This is a genomic window from Arthrobacter sp. efr-133-TYG-120, assembly GCF_030209785.1.
GTDB lineage: Bacteria > Actinomycetota > Actinomycetes > Actinomycetales > Micrococcaceae > Arthrobacter.
The window spans coordinates 74802-91242 of the sequence record NZ_JARVRI010000018.1; the positions used below are offsets into that span (position 1 = coordinate 74802).

The window sequence follows — 16441 nt, forward strand, 5'->3', positions numbered from 1 at the left end:
TTTATCCTCAAGTTATTCTCTACAGACATAGAAAATAGACTTTCCGCCCGGTAACGGTTTTAAGTAAGGTCGATGATGACACTCGCACATGCAGACGCAGACACCCCGTACCGCCTGACTTCCGGGGGCGAAATCTCCCAGGTCCAAGCTATCCTGCGGGCGGCCGGCCACCTTGAGCCCCACCACCGCATTGCCTATCTCGGACTTATGGAGCCGAACCGCGGGACCAGCGCGGACGAACCAGACCGGCGTTTCCGCATCTTCATCCACGATGTCTCCGGCGGCACACCGCACGACGTCATCGTCTCGGTTACCAAACAGCAGGTGCAGTCCGCCGTCGTCCTGGATACCGCACGAACCGGCGAGCTGCCCGTGCTTGAGGAGGAATTCGAGGTGGTGGAATCGCTTCTGGCCGCAGATGCCCGCTGGCTCACCGCCTTGGCGGCACGTGACCTGGACGTCAGTAAGGTCCGGGTGGCTCCGCTCTCAGCAGGCTCCTTCGAGTACGCCGAAGAGAAGGGCCGGCGGATCCTTCGCGGCCTGGCGTTTGTTCAGGATTTTCCGGAGGACAGTGCCTGGGCCCACCCCGTGGATGGCCTGGTGGCCTACGTCGATGTGGTCAAGAAGGAAGTCACGCAGGTCTTGGACCTCGGCGCCATGCCCATCCCGTCCGAGCATGGCAACTACACGGACCCGGAGCTGACCGGGCCGCTCCGCACCACGCAAAAGCCCATCAACATCACCCAGCCCGACGGCCCCAGCTTCACGCTCACCGGCGGCAATCACGTGGAATGGGAAAAGTGGAGCGTCGACGTCGGCTTCGACGTCCGGGAAGGCGTGGTCCTGCACAACCTGGCCTTCCAGGACGGCGATCGGCTGCGGCCGATCATCAACCGGGCTTCCATCGCCGAGATGGTGGTTCCTTACGGCGACCCATCGCCCATACGGTCCTGGCAGAACTACTTCGACACCGGCGAATACCTGGTGGGCCAGTACGCCAACTCCCTGGAACTCGGCTGTGACTGCCTGGGCGAGATCACCTACCTGAGCCCTGTCGTCTCAGACGCCTTCGGCAACCCGCGCGAGATCCGCAACGGCATCTGCATGCACGAGGAGGACTGGGGCATCCTTTCCAAGCACAGCGACCTCTGGTCCGGAATCAGCTACACCCGCCGCAACCGGCGCCTGGTCATCTCCTTCTTCACCACCATCGGCAACTACGACTACGGCTTCTACTGGTACCTCTACCTCGACGGCACCATCGAATTCGAAGCCAAGGCCACCGGCGTCGTCTTCACCAGCGCGTTCCCGGAAGGCGGCTCGGACAACATCTCCCAACTGGCACCCGGCCTCGGGGCACCCTTCCACCAGCACCTCTTCAGCGCCCGCCTGGACATGGCAATCGACGGCTTCACCAACCGCGTGGAAGAAGAAGACGTGGTCCGCCAGGCAATCGGCCCAGGCAACGAACGCGGCAACGCCTTCTCACGCAAGCGCACAGTACTGGCACGCGAATCGGAAGCCGTCCGTGAAGCGGACGCCCGCGTGGGCAGGACCTGGATCATCTCCAACCCCGAATCCCGCAACCGGCTCGGTGAACCCGTGGGCTACAAGCTCCACTCCCACAACCAGCCCACCCTGCTCGCTGACCCGGGGTCCTCGATCGCCAGGCGCGCGGCCTTTGCCACGAAGGACCTCTGGGTCACCCGCTACGCGGAGGACGAGCGTTACCCCACTGGCGACTTCGTGAACCAGCATGGTGGCGGGGCGGGTCTGCCCGAGTACGTGGCCCAGGACCGCGACATTAATGGCCAGGACATCGTCCTCTGGCACACCTTCGGCCTCACCCACTTCCCGCGCGTCGAGGACTGGCCCATCATGCCCGTGGACACCGTCGGCTTTAAGCTACGCCCTGAAGGCTTCTTCGACCGCAGCCCCGTCCTGGACGTGCCTGCCAACCCGAACAAGCAGACCTCGGGATCCTGCCAGAGCGAGGGCGATACCGGTGGCTCCTGCCACTAGCACCGCTGCCGGAGCCACGTCCAGGAAATTGATGACGACAGCGGGACGGGTACGGTCAGCCGGGCCCGTCCTGCACCCCCGGGTGTGCGCTGCGGTTACCTCGGTTTCCTGCCTGGTCCAACTGTGGGTGGCGGTGTCCGGTTGGCATGGGGTCTGGATGGGCCTTTTAATGCTCGTACTCGCCGCCGTGTGCGTGCCCTGCGCTGTGCACATCTGGCAGCACAGCAACGTTGGTGCCCTGCAGCTTGTCATGGCATGTGCGCTTGCCATGGTGGTCCTCCACGGAATGTTGCTGGTGGGCGGCATTACAGAAGGCCCCAGACACGTGACGCACCACGTCGGTCAAGGTTCTGCAGACACCCAGGCCGGAACTCTGCTGGCTGTTGTCGGACTGGAGCTGATGACGGGGCTCCTCGCCGCCACGCTGCTCGCCCGGCTGCTGATCAGTCAACGCAGCTCTGCGCAGTAGGCGAAATAGGGGCACTGCACGCCGCAGCGTGCAGTGCCCCCTAAGTGATGGAACAGCCTCAACCGTTGATGACCTGGGGGACGCCGAGGGCTTTGAGGCCTTCGACGCCGAACTCGAGGCCGTAACCGGATTGCTTCGCTCCGCCGAACGGGATGCGTGGATCTACAACGCCGTGCTTGTTGATCCACACGGAACCAGCCTGAATCCGGGCTGCCACTTCGCGGGCGGCGGGGAGATCCGAGGACCAGACGGAGGCGCCGAGTCCGACGTCCAGGGCGTTGGACATTTCGACGGCCTCATCCACACTGCTGTACTTGATGATGGGCAGTGCCGGTCCGAACTGTTCCTCGGTCACGAGGGGGTTGTCGTTGTCGATGTCGGCGACCAGTGTGGTGGGATAGAAGTAGCCCGGCTGGTCCGTATCGGGGTTTCCGCCCAGGAGTACCCGTGCGCCGGAGTCTTTGGCCGCCTCTACAAGGTTGGCGACGATGTCGTACTGTGCCTTGTTCTGTAGCGGGCCCAGGACGTTGTTCTCGTCCAGCCCGTTGCCCATCGGCATCGCCGCGGCGACCGCCGTGAGTTCCTCGCAGACGGCATCGTAAATGTCCTCGTGGACGTAAAGGCGCTTGAGGGCGGCGCAGGTCTGGCCTGTATTAATGAAGGCGCCCCAGAAGAGGTCCTGCGCGATGGCTTTGGGATCCGCGTCGGGAAGGACAATACCCGCGTCGTTTCCGCCCAGTTCCAGGGTGAGCCGCTTGACCGTGTCCGCGGAGGATTTGATGATGGCCTTGCCGGCGGCGGTAGAGCCGGTGAACATGATTTTGCCGATGGCGGGGTGCTCGGTCAGGCGGGCACCGACTTCACGGCCGCATGAGACCACGGACAGCAAGCCTTCGGGAAGCTCCCCGTTGATGACCTTGATCAGGGCAAGGACGCTCAGCGGCGTGTTTCCCGAGGGCTTGACCACCGCAGCGTTACCCATCCGCAGGGCGGGGGCGATCTGCCAGACGGTGATCATCATCGGCCAGTTCCAGGGGCCGATAGCGCCCACAACACCAATGGGCTTGTAGTGCAGCAGGGCGCGCGTCTCGCCGTCATCGACAACTGTTTCCGGGTCCAGAGGAATGGTCGCGGCAGCGCGGAGCCACGCGGCGCAGGCACCGACTTCAAAACGGGCGTTGGGCCCGTTCAGGGGTTTGCCCTGCTCGCGGGAGAGCAGCTGGGCGAGTTCCTCGGCCGAGCGTTCAACGGCATCCGCTGCTTTCAGGAGTACAGCTGACCGGCCTTCATGACCCAGCGCAGCCCACGCCGGTTGCGCTGCAACAGCCCGCGCAACAGCCTTCTCAAGGTATTCAAGATCGTGCAGAGGGGCTTCGCCCACCGTCTCGCCCGTCGCCGGGTTAAGGATAGTTTTCGTGGGGCCGGACGCGGGCGTAAAGGACGCCAGAAGCGCATCATAAGATTCCAAGGGTTACTCCACTTCGAGTAGTTGGTTGCGTGCAGCCCAATGGCTGAACGGATTAGTCCCAGTTTTGTTCAGTGTGTGTTGCTTATCTTGTTTCTGCACGCAGGGCTCTTGTCGCGGGGAGAAGGACGAGGGCCGATCCGAGCAGTGGTCAGCGTACATAGGGATCGGCGATGCCGATGTACTGCGTGGTGGTGTATTCGGCGATGCCCTCGGAGCCGCCTTCGCGGCCAAGGCCTGATTGCTTGACCCCGCCGAAGGGTGCGGCGGCATTGGAGATGACGCCGGCATTGAACCCGAGCATGCCAAACTCGATCTGCTCAGCCACGCGTAGGAGGCGATTGAAGTCGCGGCTGTAAATGTAGGACGCGAGGCCGTATTCGCTGGCGTTGGCCAGGCGTATGGCGTCTTCCTCGGTGGCGAAGGTCGTCACGGGTGCCACTGGTCCGAAGATTTCCTGGCGCAGGATCGCGGCGTCGTTCGGCACACCGCCGAGGACGGTGGGCTGGTAGAAGTAGCCGGGTCCGTCCACTGCAGAGCCGCCCGTCACGGCTGTGGCTCCGGCGTCGACGGCAGCGGTCACAAGGGCGTGCACGTCGTCGCGCGCGCCGGCGTCGATCAGCGGACCGACCTGGGTGGAAGCCTCGGTACCGCGGCCGGTGGCCAGGGCTGCCATCGCCGCGGCGAATTTCCGGGTGAATTCCTGCGCCACGGATTCCTGGACAAGGAACCTGTTCGCTGCGGTGCAGGCTTCGCCCATGTTCCGCATCTTGGCGGCCATCGCACCTTCGACGGCGGCATCCAGGTCGGCGTCCTCGAAGACGATGAACGGGGCGTTGCCGCCGAGCTCCATCGAGGTGCGGAGGACGTTCTGGGCAGCGTCGGCGATAAGGCGCTTGCCCACGGGGGTGGAGCCGGTGAAGGACACCTTCCGCAGCCGAGAGTCCTTCAGCAACGGTCCGGAAATCCCGGCGGCGCTGGAGGAAGACACCACGTTGAGGACCCCCGGCGGCAGCCCGGCGTCGAGCATGGTCTGAGCGAACAGCTGCGCCGTCAAAGGGGTGAGTTTGGCTGGCTTGAGGACCATGGTGCAGCCTGCGGCGACGGCGGGGGCGACCTTGCGGGTGGCCATCGCGAGCGGGAAGTTCCAAGGCGTGATCAGCAGGCAGGGTCCGACTGGTTTGTGCTGGACGAGGATCTTGTTTTTGCCCTCAGGGGTAGTGAGGTAGCGGCCGTAGTCGCGGACTGTTTCTTCGGAGAACCAGCGCAGAAATTCGGCGCCGTAGGCCACTTCGCCGCGGGCTTCGGCCAGGGGTTTGCCCATCTCGAGTGTCATCAGCAGGGCAAAGTCCTCGGCCCGTTCGGTGACCAGGTCAAAGGCCCGGCGCAGGATCTCGGCCCGCACGCGTGGCGCGGTCCGCGCCCAACCGGCCTGGGCGGCGTCCGCCGCATCGAGCGCGGCGACGGCATCCTCGCTGGTGGCTGAGGCGAGGGTGGCAAGCACTTCCCCTGTGGCGGGGTCATGAACGTCGAACGTGCCGCCGTCGGACGCGTCCCGCCATTGCCCGCCAATCAGCAGGCCGGTGGGCACGGAGGCGAGGAGCTCGGCCTCGCGCCCAGGAGAGATGGCAAAAGTCATTGCCGCAGATGTTGCAGTCATGAAAAGTCCTAACTAAAGCGAGTCAGTAGCTGGCGGGGGAGTCGTCGTCGGAGGGCTGGATGTATTGGGAGGCGAGGGCTTCGGAGCCCCTCGCAAGGAGTGCGACGTCGGCCCCCACCAGGATGAACCTGGCGCCGTTGTCCAGGTAGTGGCGGGCGGTACTGGGGTTGAAGGCGTTGACGCCGACCGGTTTGCCGACCGCTTTCGCGGATCCGAGGCAATGTTCGACGGCGGCACGGACCTCGGCGTGTTCCTGCTGTCCCAGCAGACCCATGGAGGCAGCGAGGTCCGAGGGGCCAAGGAAGATGGCGTCGACGCCGTCCACAGCGAGGATCTCCGCCACTGAATCCACAGCCCGGGTGGTTTCGATCTGGACGGTGACACTGATGGTTTCCGAGGCCCGGGCGAGGTAATCCGGAATGCGGTTCCATCGGGCGGCGCGGGCAAGGGCCGAGCCCACGCCGCGGACCCCGTGGGGAGGGTAGCGGGTCGCTGCGACGGCGGCCTCGGCCTCGGCCTCCGAGCTGACCATGGGGATCAGCAGGTTCTGAACGCCCAGGTCCAGGTACTGCTTGATGAGCACAGTGTCGTTCACTGGCGGCCGCACCACGGTGAGGACGGGGTAGCCGTGGGTTGCCTGGAGTTGGGCGAGGATGGATTCGAGTCCGTTCGGGCTGTGTTCGGCATCGACCAGCAGCCAGTCGAGGCCGGACCCGGCGCAGAGCTCGGCGATGAGCGGGCTGCCGGAGCAGACCCACATGCCCGCGAGTGGGCGGTTGGCCGCGGCGAGAGCGTCCCGGAAGGTGTTCTCCGGTTCTAGTCGAAGCGGCGTCGGCTCAAGCATTAGGCGCTCCTCAAATGGTCGGCAGATCAGTGTGAACGTGTGGCTGCCGGTCCCGTGTCGTTGCGAGACGGGACCGGCGGCGAGATTCCAGGCTTAGAGCTGTGCCCCGAGTTTGAAGCCTTCCGCGTCCGCGCCTTCTTTGCGGGTGTAGGAGAATCCGTCCGCTCCCACGGTGACAGTCATTTCGGAGGCGTCGGTGCGTTCGATAACGGGCTGCGGGTTGCCATCCAGGTCCAGCACCAGGGAAGCCTCGGTGTACCAGGACGGGACCACCGGGTTGCCCCACCAGTCGCGGCGCTGGTTGTCGTGGACGTCCCAGGTGATGGTGGGGTTGTCGGGGTCGCCGGTGTAGTAGTCCTGGGTGTAGATCTCGATGCGGTGGCCGTCGGGGTCCAGGATGTAGAGGTAGAAGGCGTTGGATACGCCGTGCCTGCCGGGCCCGCGTTCGATCCGGTCGCTGATGCGCAGGGCGCCCATCTTGTCGCAGATCTGGATGATGTTGTGCTTCTCGTGGGTGGCGAAGGCGATGTGGTGCATCCGGGGTCCGTTGCCGCCGGTGAGGGCGGTGTCGTGGACTGTCTGTTTGCGGTGCATCCACGCGGCGTAGGTGACGCCGTCGGAGTCCTGGATGTCTTCTGAGACGCGGAAGCCGAGGTCTTCGAGGTATTTGCGGCCGCGGGGGACGTCGGGTGTGACCTGGTTGAAGTGGTCCAGCCGGACGAGTTCACCGGCGGAGTAGAGGTCGTACCGCTGGGTGAGGCGCTCGACGTGCTGCACGTCGTAGAAGAACTCGTAGGGGAAGCCCAGCGGGTCCTCGACGCGGACGGAGTCGCCGACGCCCTTGGTGAAGCCGTCCCTGCGGCGTTCGACCCGGCAGCCGAGTTCCGTGTAGTAGGCCTCGGCGGCGTCCACTTCCGCGGGGGACTTCACCCGGTAGGCAAACGCGGCGACGGCGGCGACGGGTCCCTTGCGCAGTACCAGGTTGTGGTGGATGAACTCCTCGAGGGAGCGCAGGTAGATGTTGTTGTCATCTTCTTCGGTGACGTGCAGGCCCAGGAGGTCAACGTAGAACTCGCGGGACTTGGCGAGGTCAGTGACCACAATTTCCATGTAGGCGCAGCGCACGATGTCCGGGGCTGGGACGGTGGGGGTGGGGACGAAGTTTGTCATGATGGTCTCTCTTCTTCGAAAGGTATGGGGTGGGGTTAGCTGTCGCTGGTTGCGGCGGCGTCTTCGACGTTGCCGAACTTGGGCGAGTGGGCCTCGTTGAGGGTGATCTGTACCGACTGCTGGGTGGTGTAGAAGTCGATGGAGCGGTAGCCGCCTTCGCGTCCGAGGCCGGAGGCTTTGACGCCGCCGAACGGTGTGCGCAGGTCGCGCACGTTGTTCGAGTTCAGCCACACCATGCCGGCTTCGATGGCATGTGCGAAGTTATGTGCGCGCTTCAGGTTCTGCGTCCAGACGTAGGCAGCGAGGCCGTATTTGGTGTTGTTCGCCAGAGCCAGCGCCTCTTCGTCGGTGTCGAAGGGCGTGATCGCGACGACAGGGCCGAAGATTTCTTCCTGGAAGATTCGGGCGTCGGGGGAGACATCGGCGAACACGGTCGGCGCGACGTAGTTGCCCATGGGGAAGCCTTCGGCACGGCCGCCACCGGCCAGCAGCCGGCCCTCGGTCTTGCCGATTTCGATGTAGCTCATGACCTTGTCGAAGTGGTTCGGGTGCACAAGTGAGCCAACCTCCGTCGCGGGATCGCTCGGGAGGCCCACCTTGATGTTCTTGGCGCGCTCGGCGAACCGGGCTACGAAGTCGTCGTAGATCTCGCGCTGCACGAGCACGCGGGACCCGGCGGTGCAACGCTCGCCGTTCAGGCTGAACACACCGAATACGGTGGCGTCGAGGGCGGCTTCGATGTCGGCGTCGGCGAAGACGACGGCGGGGCTCTTACCGCCAAGCTCGAGCGAGAGGCTCTTGAACTGCGGGGCAGCTGCGGTCGAGATGGTGGCGCCGGTGGAGCTGTCGCCGGTGAAGGAGACGATCGGCACGTCGGGGTGCTTCACGAGGTAGTCGCCTGCGACGCCGCCGGATCCGAAGACGAGGTTGAAGACGCCGTCGGGCAGGCCTGCCTCTCGGAAGATTTCGGGCCACAATACGGCGGAGAGGGGGGTGTAGCTGGCGGGCTTCATGACCACGGTGTTGCCGGTTGCGATAGCCGGGGCGAGCTTCCAGGACTCCTGCATGAAGGGGACGTTCCACGGCGTGATTAGCGCGGCGACGCCGATCGGCTTGCGGTTCACGTAGTTGATCTGGCGACCAGGAACCTTGAAGGCGTTGTCTTCCTGCCCGACGATGAGGTCGGCGAAGAAGCGGAAGTTCTCCGCGGCCCGTCGGGCCTGGCCCTTGGCCTGCGTGATGGGCAAGCCGGAGTCAAAGCTCTCGAGAAGGGCGAGTTCGTCGTCGCGGGATTCGACGATGTCGGCGATCTTGTGCAGCACGCGTGAGCGTTCGCGGGGCAGCATCTTCGACCATGGACCTTCGTGGAAGGCGCGCTTGGCGGCGGCGACGGCGAGGTCGATGTCCTCCGGCTGACCGGCGGCAACCGTGGCGTAATTCTCGTTCGAGACCGGGTCCTGAACGTCAAAGGTTTTGCCGCCCACGGAATCGACGAACTTGCCGTCAATGAAGTGCTGGAGGTGCGTAGGAAGGTTCTCGGGAATGTAGTGCTGGGTGGTTTCTACTGAGGTCGTCATCATTGAAGTCCTAACTGTTATTTGGTTGCTGGTTGGATTGGGCGAGGTAGGCGTCCAAGGTGGCGGAGCGGTGCAGGTGGTCTGCCTGCTCGGTGGACCATTCAGCTGCGACCCATTTCTCGTACCTCGACTGCCACTCCTTATTCATCGGATACAGCCCATCAACACTGTTGCCTTCCTGGACCATCTGGAAGATGAATGTCTCTTCCTTCTCCTGCTGAATGCAGTCCTCCACCAGTGCCTCGGCGATGGCCGGCGGGATGACCAGGATGCCGTCCGAGTCGGCAACAATGATGTCTCCCGGCTGCACGGTGGCTCCACCGCAGGCGATGGTGATGTCCGTATCCCAGGGGATGTGCCGACGTCCCAGCACCGCCGGATGCGGGTTGGCGAAGTAGGTGGGCATCTCCAGATCGGCCACTGCCGAGTAGTCGCGGACGCCACCGTCGGTGATGATGGCCGCTGCTCCGCGGACCTGTGTGCGCAGCGCGAGGATGTCCCCAACGGTGCCGGTGCCCTTCTCGCCGCGGGCTTCCATGACCAGGATTTCGCCCTCGTTTACAGAGTCGATGGCACGCTTCTGGGCGTTGAAGCCGCCGCCGTGGGCCTTGAAGAGGTCCTCCCGGTTCGGCACATAGCGGAGGGTCCTGGCCAGGCCCACTACCTTGCGGTCCGTGCGGGTGGCCTGCAGTCCGTCAATGCTCACGTTGTTCAGTCCGCGCTTACGGAGCTGGGACGACAAGGTGGCCGTGGCAACGGACTCCAGCTTCTTCTTCAGTTCCGGCGTTAGCACCGAGGCGGCGGACTTCAGACCCGCAGCCTCCCGCGATCCGTACGCTTCTTCCCGCTGAATGTCATCAGTCTTGGGCCGGGCGCCAAAGTCCGCGAACGGCGTCGTTCCTTCCGTTACTCTGGTGGCCAGGCGGCCGCTGCTGAACTCACCGCCGGTGACCTCGACTTCGACGACGTCACCTGGCTTGGCGACGGACGCACCGGCGGGGGTGCCGGTGAGGATGATGTCGCCCTCTTCGAGCGTGAGTAACTGGGAGAGGTCCGCGACGAGCTGTGCGAACGGGAAGAGCAAGTCCTCGGTGGCGTCGTCCTGGACGAGATCCCCGTTATGCCAGGAACGGATCCGAAACTGTGTGGGGTCAACAGCATCGGCCGGGATCAGCGCGGGGCCAACGGGAGTGAAGCCGTCGCCGCCCTTCGACCGGACGTTGGAGCCCTTGTCCGCATACCGGAGGTCGTACACACTCAGGTCATTGCTCCCAGTCACCCATTCGACGTGGCTCCAGGCATCCTCAAGGCTGACGCGGCGTGCCGGCTTTCCTATCACCAGGGCGATTTCACCCTCGTAACCGAGGAGCTCGCAGCCTGCCGGCCGCTCAACCGTGCCGGGGGTGGCAGCGGAGCCGAGCGCCAGTGACGAGGACGGCTTCAGGAAGTACGAAGGCTGCGTGGGGGTTCGCCCACGTTGCGCCGCTCGGCTGGGGTAATTGATGTGGACGGCAATGACTTTGCGCGTCCGGGCCAGCATGTCCTGGCTGACTTCCTGGCTCCGTAAATCCAGTGTCACAGCGCCTCCTCCTCGTCGAGCTGCATCAAGTACGAAATCGTATACGAATGACTATGACCGGCATTGCATCCTGCGTCAACCCCTCAATTCAGGGGATTTCTGCCCTCTTGTCGAGTGGTCCGCTCGTGCCGTAAAGTGTTGACTCAACTGCCAACGTTTCGAATATAGAAACCTGCGTTCAAATATAGAACACCATTCAGATGACTTAACGCCCACAGTGAAGTGAGGAAAGCCCGTGCAGTTCCACCACCACGGTTACGTATCCGGTGACCCAAGGGTTCAGCCCGCAGCCGGCGTCGGTCTGGACCGGCCTGCCGAGCTCCCTGAGCAAGTTGACGTGCTCATCGTTGGCACCGGGCCTGCCGGCATGATCGCCGCAGCGCAGCTGTCCCGCTTTCCGAACATCACCACGCGAATCGTGGAACGCCGCCCCGGACGGCTCGCTATCGGCCAGGCGGACGGCATCCAGGCCCGCAGCGTCGAAACCTTCCAAGCCTTCGGGTTCGCCCAACGGATCATTGCCGAGGCTTATGCGATCACTGAGATGGCGTTTTGGAAGCCGGATGTGAATGATCCCACGGGCATTGTCCGCACGGCGAGGACCCCTGATGATCCGGCCGGAATCAGCGAATTCCCCCACCTCATCGTTAACCAGGCCAGGGTTTTGGACTATTTCGCCGAGTACATGGCGAACGCACCCACCCGTATGACACCTGACTACGGCTACGAGTTCCAAGGACTCGAGGTTACCGACGAAGGGGAGTACCCGGTTTCCGTCACACTCGTTCACACCTCCGGTCCCAACGAAGGCCAGGAGAGGATTGTTCGGGCCAAGTATGTTGTAGGTGCCGACGGCGCGCGCAGCAAGGTGCGGGAGTCAATTGGCTGTACCCTCGCCGGCGACGCAGCCAACCACGCCTGGGGTGTCATGGACGCACTCGCCGTCACCGACTTCCCGGACATCCGCACCAAGTGCGCCATCCAGTCAGGTGCGGGCGGCAGCATCCTGCTGATCCCACGTGAGGGCGGACATCTGTTCCGCATGTATGTGGACCTCGGCGAAGTTGACCCCAATGACAGGGGCGCGGTCCGGAACACCAGCATCGAGGAAATTATCGGCAAGGCCAACGAGATTCTGCACCCCTACACACTGGACGTGCGCAACGTCGCATGGCACAGCGTCTATGAGGTGGGCCACCGCCTCACTGACAGGTTCGACGACGTCCTCCCGGAGCAGCGCGGAACCCGAACCCCGCGCGTGTTCATCACCGGTGACGCCTGCCACACCCACAGCGCCAAAGCCGGCCAAGGCATGAACGTCTCCATGCAGGACGGCTTCAACATCGCCTGGAAACTCGGACACGTACTGGAAGGCCGGAGCCCCGAAAGCCTCCTGTCCACCTACTCGGCCGAACGGCAGGTAGTCGCCAAGAACCTCATCGATTTCGACAAAGAGTGGTCCACCATGATGGCCAAGAAGCCGGAGGAGTTCGCGAACCCCTCCGAGCTCGAGGACTTCTACGTCAGCACTGCAGAGTTCCCCGCCGGCTTCATGACCCAATACGCGCCGTCGATGCTGGTCGGCACTGCTGAGTACCAATCCCTGGCGGCTGGCTTCCCCGTGGGCAAGCGCTTCAAATCGGCACCTGTTGTACGGGTGGCCGACACTAACCCAGTCCACTTGGGCCACCACGCCACCGCCGACGGCCGCTGGCGGATCTATGTGTTCGCAGATTCCGGTGTTCCTCAGCAGGGACAGGGGACCGGGCATGGCGTTCCCTCGGCCACTGAACTGTTGGCCGAGTGGATGATGAAATCTCCTGAGTCCCCGCTGGCCGCCACGCCGCCAGGCGCTGACCCTGATGCTTGGTTCGACGTCAAAGTGATTTACCAACAAGCGCATGACAGCATAGACATCGGAGCCGTTCCGGCAGTGTTTAAGCCACAGGTCGGCCCGTTCAAGCTCACCGACTACGAAAAGGTCTATGGTGCCGATCCGTCAGCGGACATTTTCGACTTGCGAGGTCTGGACCGCGGCGGCGTGGTCGTGGTTGTCCGCCCGGACCAGTACGTGGCAAACGTCCTGCCGCTGACGGCAACAGCAGAGTTAGGTGCGTTCTTTGCACCCCTACTGCAGCCGGAGGTGCACCCTTCCTCAACGGTGTTTGGCTTGGCTACCGCAGATTCAGCCACCGCACCATCAGTCCCGGTGTAGATCCAACACCACTGAATTCTGGAAGGCGGGGGCGCCGGCCCACGATCGGCACCCCTGCCATCGGCACGCCCGCCAACAGTTCGAAGGAGAACCAACGGGGGCTCCATCGGGCTGCTGTTGTCCTTCGCCTCCGTCGGTATCAGCTTCCTCTTCCCACCCTCGCGCCTTCCTCGCCGGCCACTACGGCGACAAGTCGGCCGCCGCACCGTGCTCGTACTGACCGTGGTGTTCATGGGGGCCGCAACCACGCTGATCGGCTTTTAGCTGGAATGGTGGCAGAAAGAAAGTGTGGACAATGTCCACACTTTTGGCTTCAGACTGGGCCGTACATCTGCCGGACACGCTCGGATTCGGTATGTTTTCGGGAGTTCCCTGTGTTTGCAAGGGCTGGAATGCGGTTCGAGTCCCACCTCGGGCACAGCATTCCCCCTCGTCAGAGGGGTTTTTGCTTTAACGTGTTGACAAAGCTTGACAAGTGCCTCTGACGCTGGTGGTGCGGGCTTCGGCCTGGTCGCCGCGGTGGCCTGTTCAGGTGTGTGGGTGGCGGGTCCAGGGTTCTGGCTGGTGGGCCCTCCGCCTGCTATGGGTGGGATTATGCGGTTCCTCGCTCCGGTTTGGTCGGGTGGGCCGTGGATGGCCAACACCTGTTCATGGGATTGGGGTGCAGGTACGACATGATGAAACCGATTTTGTTGGGGAGCGGTTCTCGGAAGGTTTCTCGTGGCCATCCGGGGAACTGTGTGGGTGAGTTGGTCCTGTCAAAGCGGGTGTGGACACTGTCAACACTGATGTCTGCTTTATCGACGCTGGGGGTGCGGTGAAAGCCACCGGCACAACCCACCTCACCACAGTCACTGGTGAGTGAATGTGCGGGGACGCATATGGGTCGTCAGCCGGTCGCTGGAAGGTATCGCCGCATTTCAGAGGCACATTTGCATACCTATCTGACAACGTTGGTAAATCGCTCATGTCGCGAGATTCTGCGCTCGAGTCAGAAGTCACATGCCATGTTCTTTGACTGGGCAGATCGTCGAATTGGCTCTAGTCTTGGCGGCGGTTCCACTCACCTTGGCTATGTCAACCGCTGAGTGTGTCGCGCCTCCGCGGACGCGCCCCCAGCCGGAAAGGCTCGCCCGGTGCGAGCACACGGATGCGCTTGGGGTTGACCACGGCGTCCCGGAGCGTGTCCGGGTCGGCGTTGAATGGGGCGAACTCGGGTGAATCTACGCTGCCCCAGTGGTGCAGGAGCAAGTCCGCATCGGGATGGGCATTGGCCATCTCGACGGCGCCGTCGAAGGTGAAGTGCCATTCGCTGTCCGAGAAGTCGAAGAGGAGCGCGTCCGGAGTCGGCATGGTCAGATGGTGTTCGCGGATCAAGCGTGAATCGCCTGGTGCCCAGATCACGCCGTCAAGGGTCTCGATCCAGAAGCCGCACGAGTCCTCATCGTGGAAGGTACGCTGCCCCGGCTGGGGCGCGGCATTCTGCCAGGCGTGGTCGGCCGGGGTGACCGTGACCCGGACCCCTCCGACGGAGAAGGCGTCGCCGATGCCGTGGCCGTCGGCGGGCATGCCAAGTTCGCGCATCAGCTCGGCAACGTAGCGGGTCGAGTGGAACCGCTGAGTGACTGCATTCAAGGCCGTACATGTCGGCACGCTGAAGTGGTCATTGTCGGCATGGGTGACGAGGACGGCGTCGAGTCGGGGCACGTCTGCCGCCTGCAGCGGGAAGTCGATGAGCACGGGCATGTCGAAGTCCTGGAGCAGCGGGTCGACGGCCAGCAAAGTTCCTCGTGCGTTGATCAGGAATCCCGCCATGCCGAGCCAGTACAGGACGGTGCCGTGTGGGTCGTCGAAGGCCTCGGCCCGAATCGGCACCGTCGGCGGGGCCATGGCCTGCCCGCGGGGGCTGCGCCGGACCGGTGTGCGCGGATCGTTCATTTACTCTCCTTGGGACAATTCTGGGGTGCAGCGGGTGCTTCTCCGATCGAGTCGGGGAATGGGCACTGCCGATTTGCTGCCAGGAACGGGTCAGTCTAGTCGTACTAAGCAGCTGTAAACGCTCAGCTCTCTTCCTCGATAATGCCCTTCAATACGCTCATCGCGCCCATACCGTTGGGCCAACCGGAGTAGAACGCCAGGTGCAGGAGGGCTTCCTTCAGCTCTTCGTCGGTGACACCGTTTTGTCGGGCGAAACCGAGATGGAACTTGAGCTGGTCCATCTTGCCCAGTGCGGTCAGCGCCGCGACCGTAATCAGGCTCCGATCGCGCTTGGAGAGCTCCTCGCGCTCCCAGACCTCATCGAAGAGAACCTTGTCGGTGTAGTGGACCATTCCGGGGGCGAAGTCGCCGAAGGCCTTCTTCCCGCCGCTCCAGCCGGTGTTCTGCTCTTCATGGCTCATGATCATTCTCCTTCGTCGCAGCTGCTCGAATGCTTCTATTCCATCGCCGCGGCGGCGGCGGAGGGAGTCTCCAGTGAAGGGTGTACCAGTGGGGACTCCCTCCAGGTCGGTGGCCGGAATAGCGTTGTCTGCATGAATACCAGAGACGAAGCGCGGGAGTTCCTCATGTCCCGTCGGGCGAATATCAGCCCCGAGCAGGCAGGGCTGGCCGTCTCGGGTCACCGTCGCGTGGCGGGCTTGAGGCGTGGTGAGGTGGCGATGCTTGCGGACGTGAGCCCGGAGTATTACGCCAAGATCGAGCGAGGCAACCTCGTCGGGGTGTCCGACTCCGTGCTGGAGTCGGTCGCCCGGGCCCTGCAGCTCGACGATGCCGAGCGCGAGCACCTGTTCGACCTCGCCCGGGCCGCCAACGGGCGTGCGCAGCCTGTGCGCAGACGCAAGCCGAAGACGTGGGTGGCGAGGGATAGCCTGACCCGTGCACTGGAGGTCATCGTGAACGGCCCGGCCTTCGTACGCAACGGGCGGATGGACATCTTGGCCACCAACGCTCTGGGCCGCGCCTTCTACGACGAGGTCTTCGCCGGGCCCGGGCAGGGAAACCTCGCCCGGTACTGCTTCCTCGACGAACGCGCCAGGACCTTCTACCCGGACTGGGAGGCAGCCGCCGACGTCACCGTCGCGATCCTGCGCACGGAGGCCGGCCATGACCCACGGGACAAGCAGCTGCACGACCTCGTCGGTGAACTCTCCACCCGCAGTAACGCGTTCCGCACGCGGTGGGGTGCGCACAACGTCCGCCGCCACGGCTCGGGGACAAAGGACTTTCACCACCACGAGGTCGGCGACCTCACCCTCACTTACGAGGGTCTGGAACTGACCGCCGAGCCCGGGCTTTCGTTCCTCATTTACACCGCCGAGCCCGGATCGCCGAGCGACCAACGGCTGCAGCTGCTCGCGAGCCTCGCCGCCACCGAAATCGCCACCATGACCGTATCGCCGTCGCGCCCCGTGCTGGACGACACCACTACTACGAAGGATTGA

The 16441-nt window shown here is 63.8% G+C and carries 12 protein-coding genes and 1 pseudogene; 5 read left to right on the plus strand and 8 right to left on the minus strand.

The genetic code is table 11. The annotated features are described in order from the left end of the window. The first annotated feature begins 75 nt into the window (after positions 1–75). Both QRN51_RS12435 and QRN51_RS12440 read left to right on the plus strand, forming a co-directional pair. The gene (locus tag QRN51_RS12435) at positions 76–2022 is read left to right on the plus strand and encodes a primary-amine oxidase (RefSeq protein WP_284990199.1); all 1947 of its coding nucleotides are present in this window, start codon (positions 76–78) and stop codon (positions 2020–2022) included. A 31-nt stretch (positions 2023–2053) separates the two neighbouring features. Next, a complete protein-coding gene (locus QRN51_RS12440; protein ID WP_350224973.1) occupies positions 2054–2491 on the plus strand; it encodes a hypothetical protein in 438 nt (145 codons plus the stop codon). Between the two features lie 58 nt (positions 2492–2549). Here QRN51_RS12440 and QRN51_RS12445 read toward each other — a convergent pair whose 3' ends face one another. The 6 genes from QRN51_RS12445 to QRN51_RS12470 form a co-directional block, all read right to left on the minus strand. Next, positions 2550–3959, minus strand: coding sequence for an aldehyde dehydrogenase family protein (locus QRN51_RS12445; RefSeq protein WP_284990162.1), 1410 nt, complete (start codon positions 3957–3959; stop codon positions 2550–2552). 148 nt (positions 3960–4107) lie between these two features. After that, on the minus strand, positions 4108–5616 hold the full coding sequence (locus tag QRN51_RS12450) for an NAD-dependent succinate-semialdehyde dehydrogenase (RefSeq protein WP_284990163.1): 1509 nt from the start codon (positions 5614–5616) through the stop codon (positions 4108–4110). Positions 5617–5638: 22 nt separating this feature from the next. Next, positions 5639–6460 carry an HpcH/HpaI aldolase family protein gene (locus tag QRN51_RS12455; protein ID WP_502870862.1) on the minus strand — a complete coding sequence of 274 codons (822 nt, stop codon included), beginning with the start codon at positions 6458–6460 and terminating at the stop codon, positions 5639–5641. 93 nt (positions 6461–6553) lie between these two features. After that, complete coding sequence (hpaD, locus tag QRN51_RS12460) at positions 6554–7630, minus strand: 3,4-dihydroxyphenylacetate 2,3-dioxygenase (protein ID WP_284990164.1); 1077 nt, start codon at positions 7628–7630, stop codon at positions 6554–6556. Positions 7631–7665: 35 nt separating this feature from the next. Continuing rightward, positions 7666–9207 (minus strand): 5-carboxymethyl-2-hydroxymuconate semialdehyde dehydrogenase, encoded by a 1542-nt coding sequence (gene hpaE, locus QRN51_RS12465; protein WP_284990165.1) that lies wholly within the window; start codon positions 9205–9207, stop codon positions 7666–7668. Between the two features lie 10 nt (positions 9208–9217). After that, entirely contained in the window at positions 9218–10786 is a 1569-nt protein-coding gene (locus QRN51_RS12470) for a fumarylacetoacetate hydrolase family protein (protein WP_284990166.1), read from the minus strand. Positions 10787–11021: 235 nt separating this feature from the next. Between QRN51_RS12470 and QRN51_RS12475 the strand changes: the two genes are divergently transcribed. Further along, positions 11022–13001 (plus strand): FAD-binding monooxygenase, encoded by a 1980-nt coding sequence (locus QRN51_RS12475; RefSeq protein ID WP_284990168.1) that lies wholly within the window; start codon positions 11022–11024, stop codon positions 12999–13001. A 96-nt stretch (positions 13002–13097) separates the two neighbouring features. Then, positions 13098–13259: pseudogene (locus QRN51_RS23470) on the plus strand (MFS transporter); the annotation flags it as partial. Positions 13260–14078: 819 nt separating this feature from the next. Here the strand turns inward: QRN51_RS23470 and QRN51_RS12485 are convergent. After that, positions 14079–14939, minus strand: a complete 861-nt coding sequence (locus tag QRN51_RS12485) for an MBL fold metallo-hydrolase (protein ID WP_284990169.1) — start codon at positions 14937–14939, stop codon at positions 14079–14081. A 122-nt stretch (positions 14940–15061) separates the two neighbouring features. Further along, entirely contained in the window at positions 15062–15400 is a 339-nt protein-coding gene (locus QRN51_RS12490; protein ID WP_284990170.1) for a carboxymuconolactone decarboxylase family protein, read from the minus strand. 132 nt (positions 15401–15532) lie between these two features. Here QRN51_RS12490 and QRN51_RS12495 point away from each other — a divergent pair, with 132 nt between their 5' ends. Further along, complete coding sequence (locus QRN51_RS12495; protein WP_284990171.1) at positions 15533–16441, plus strand: helix-turn-helix transcriptional regulator; 909 nt, start codon at positions 15533–15535, stop codon at positions 16439–16441.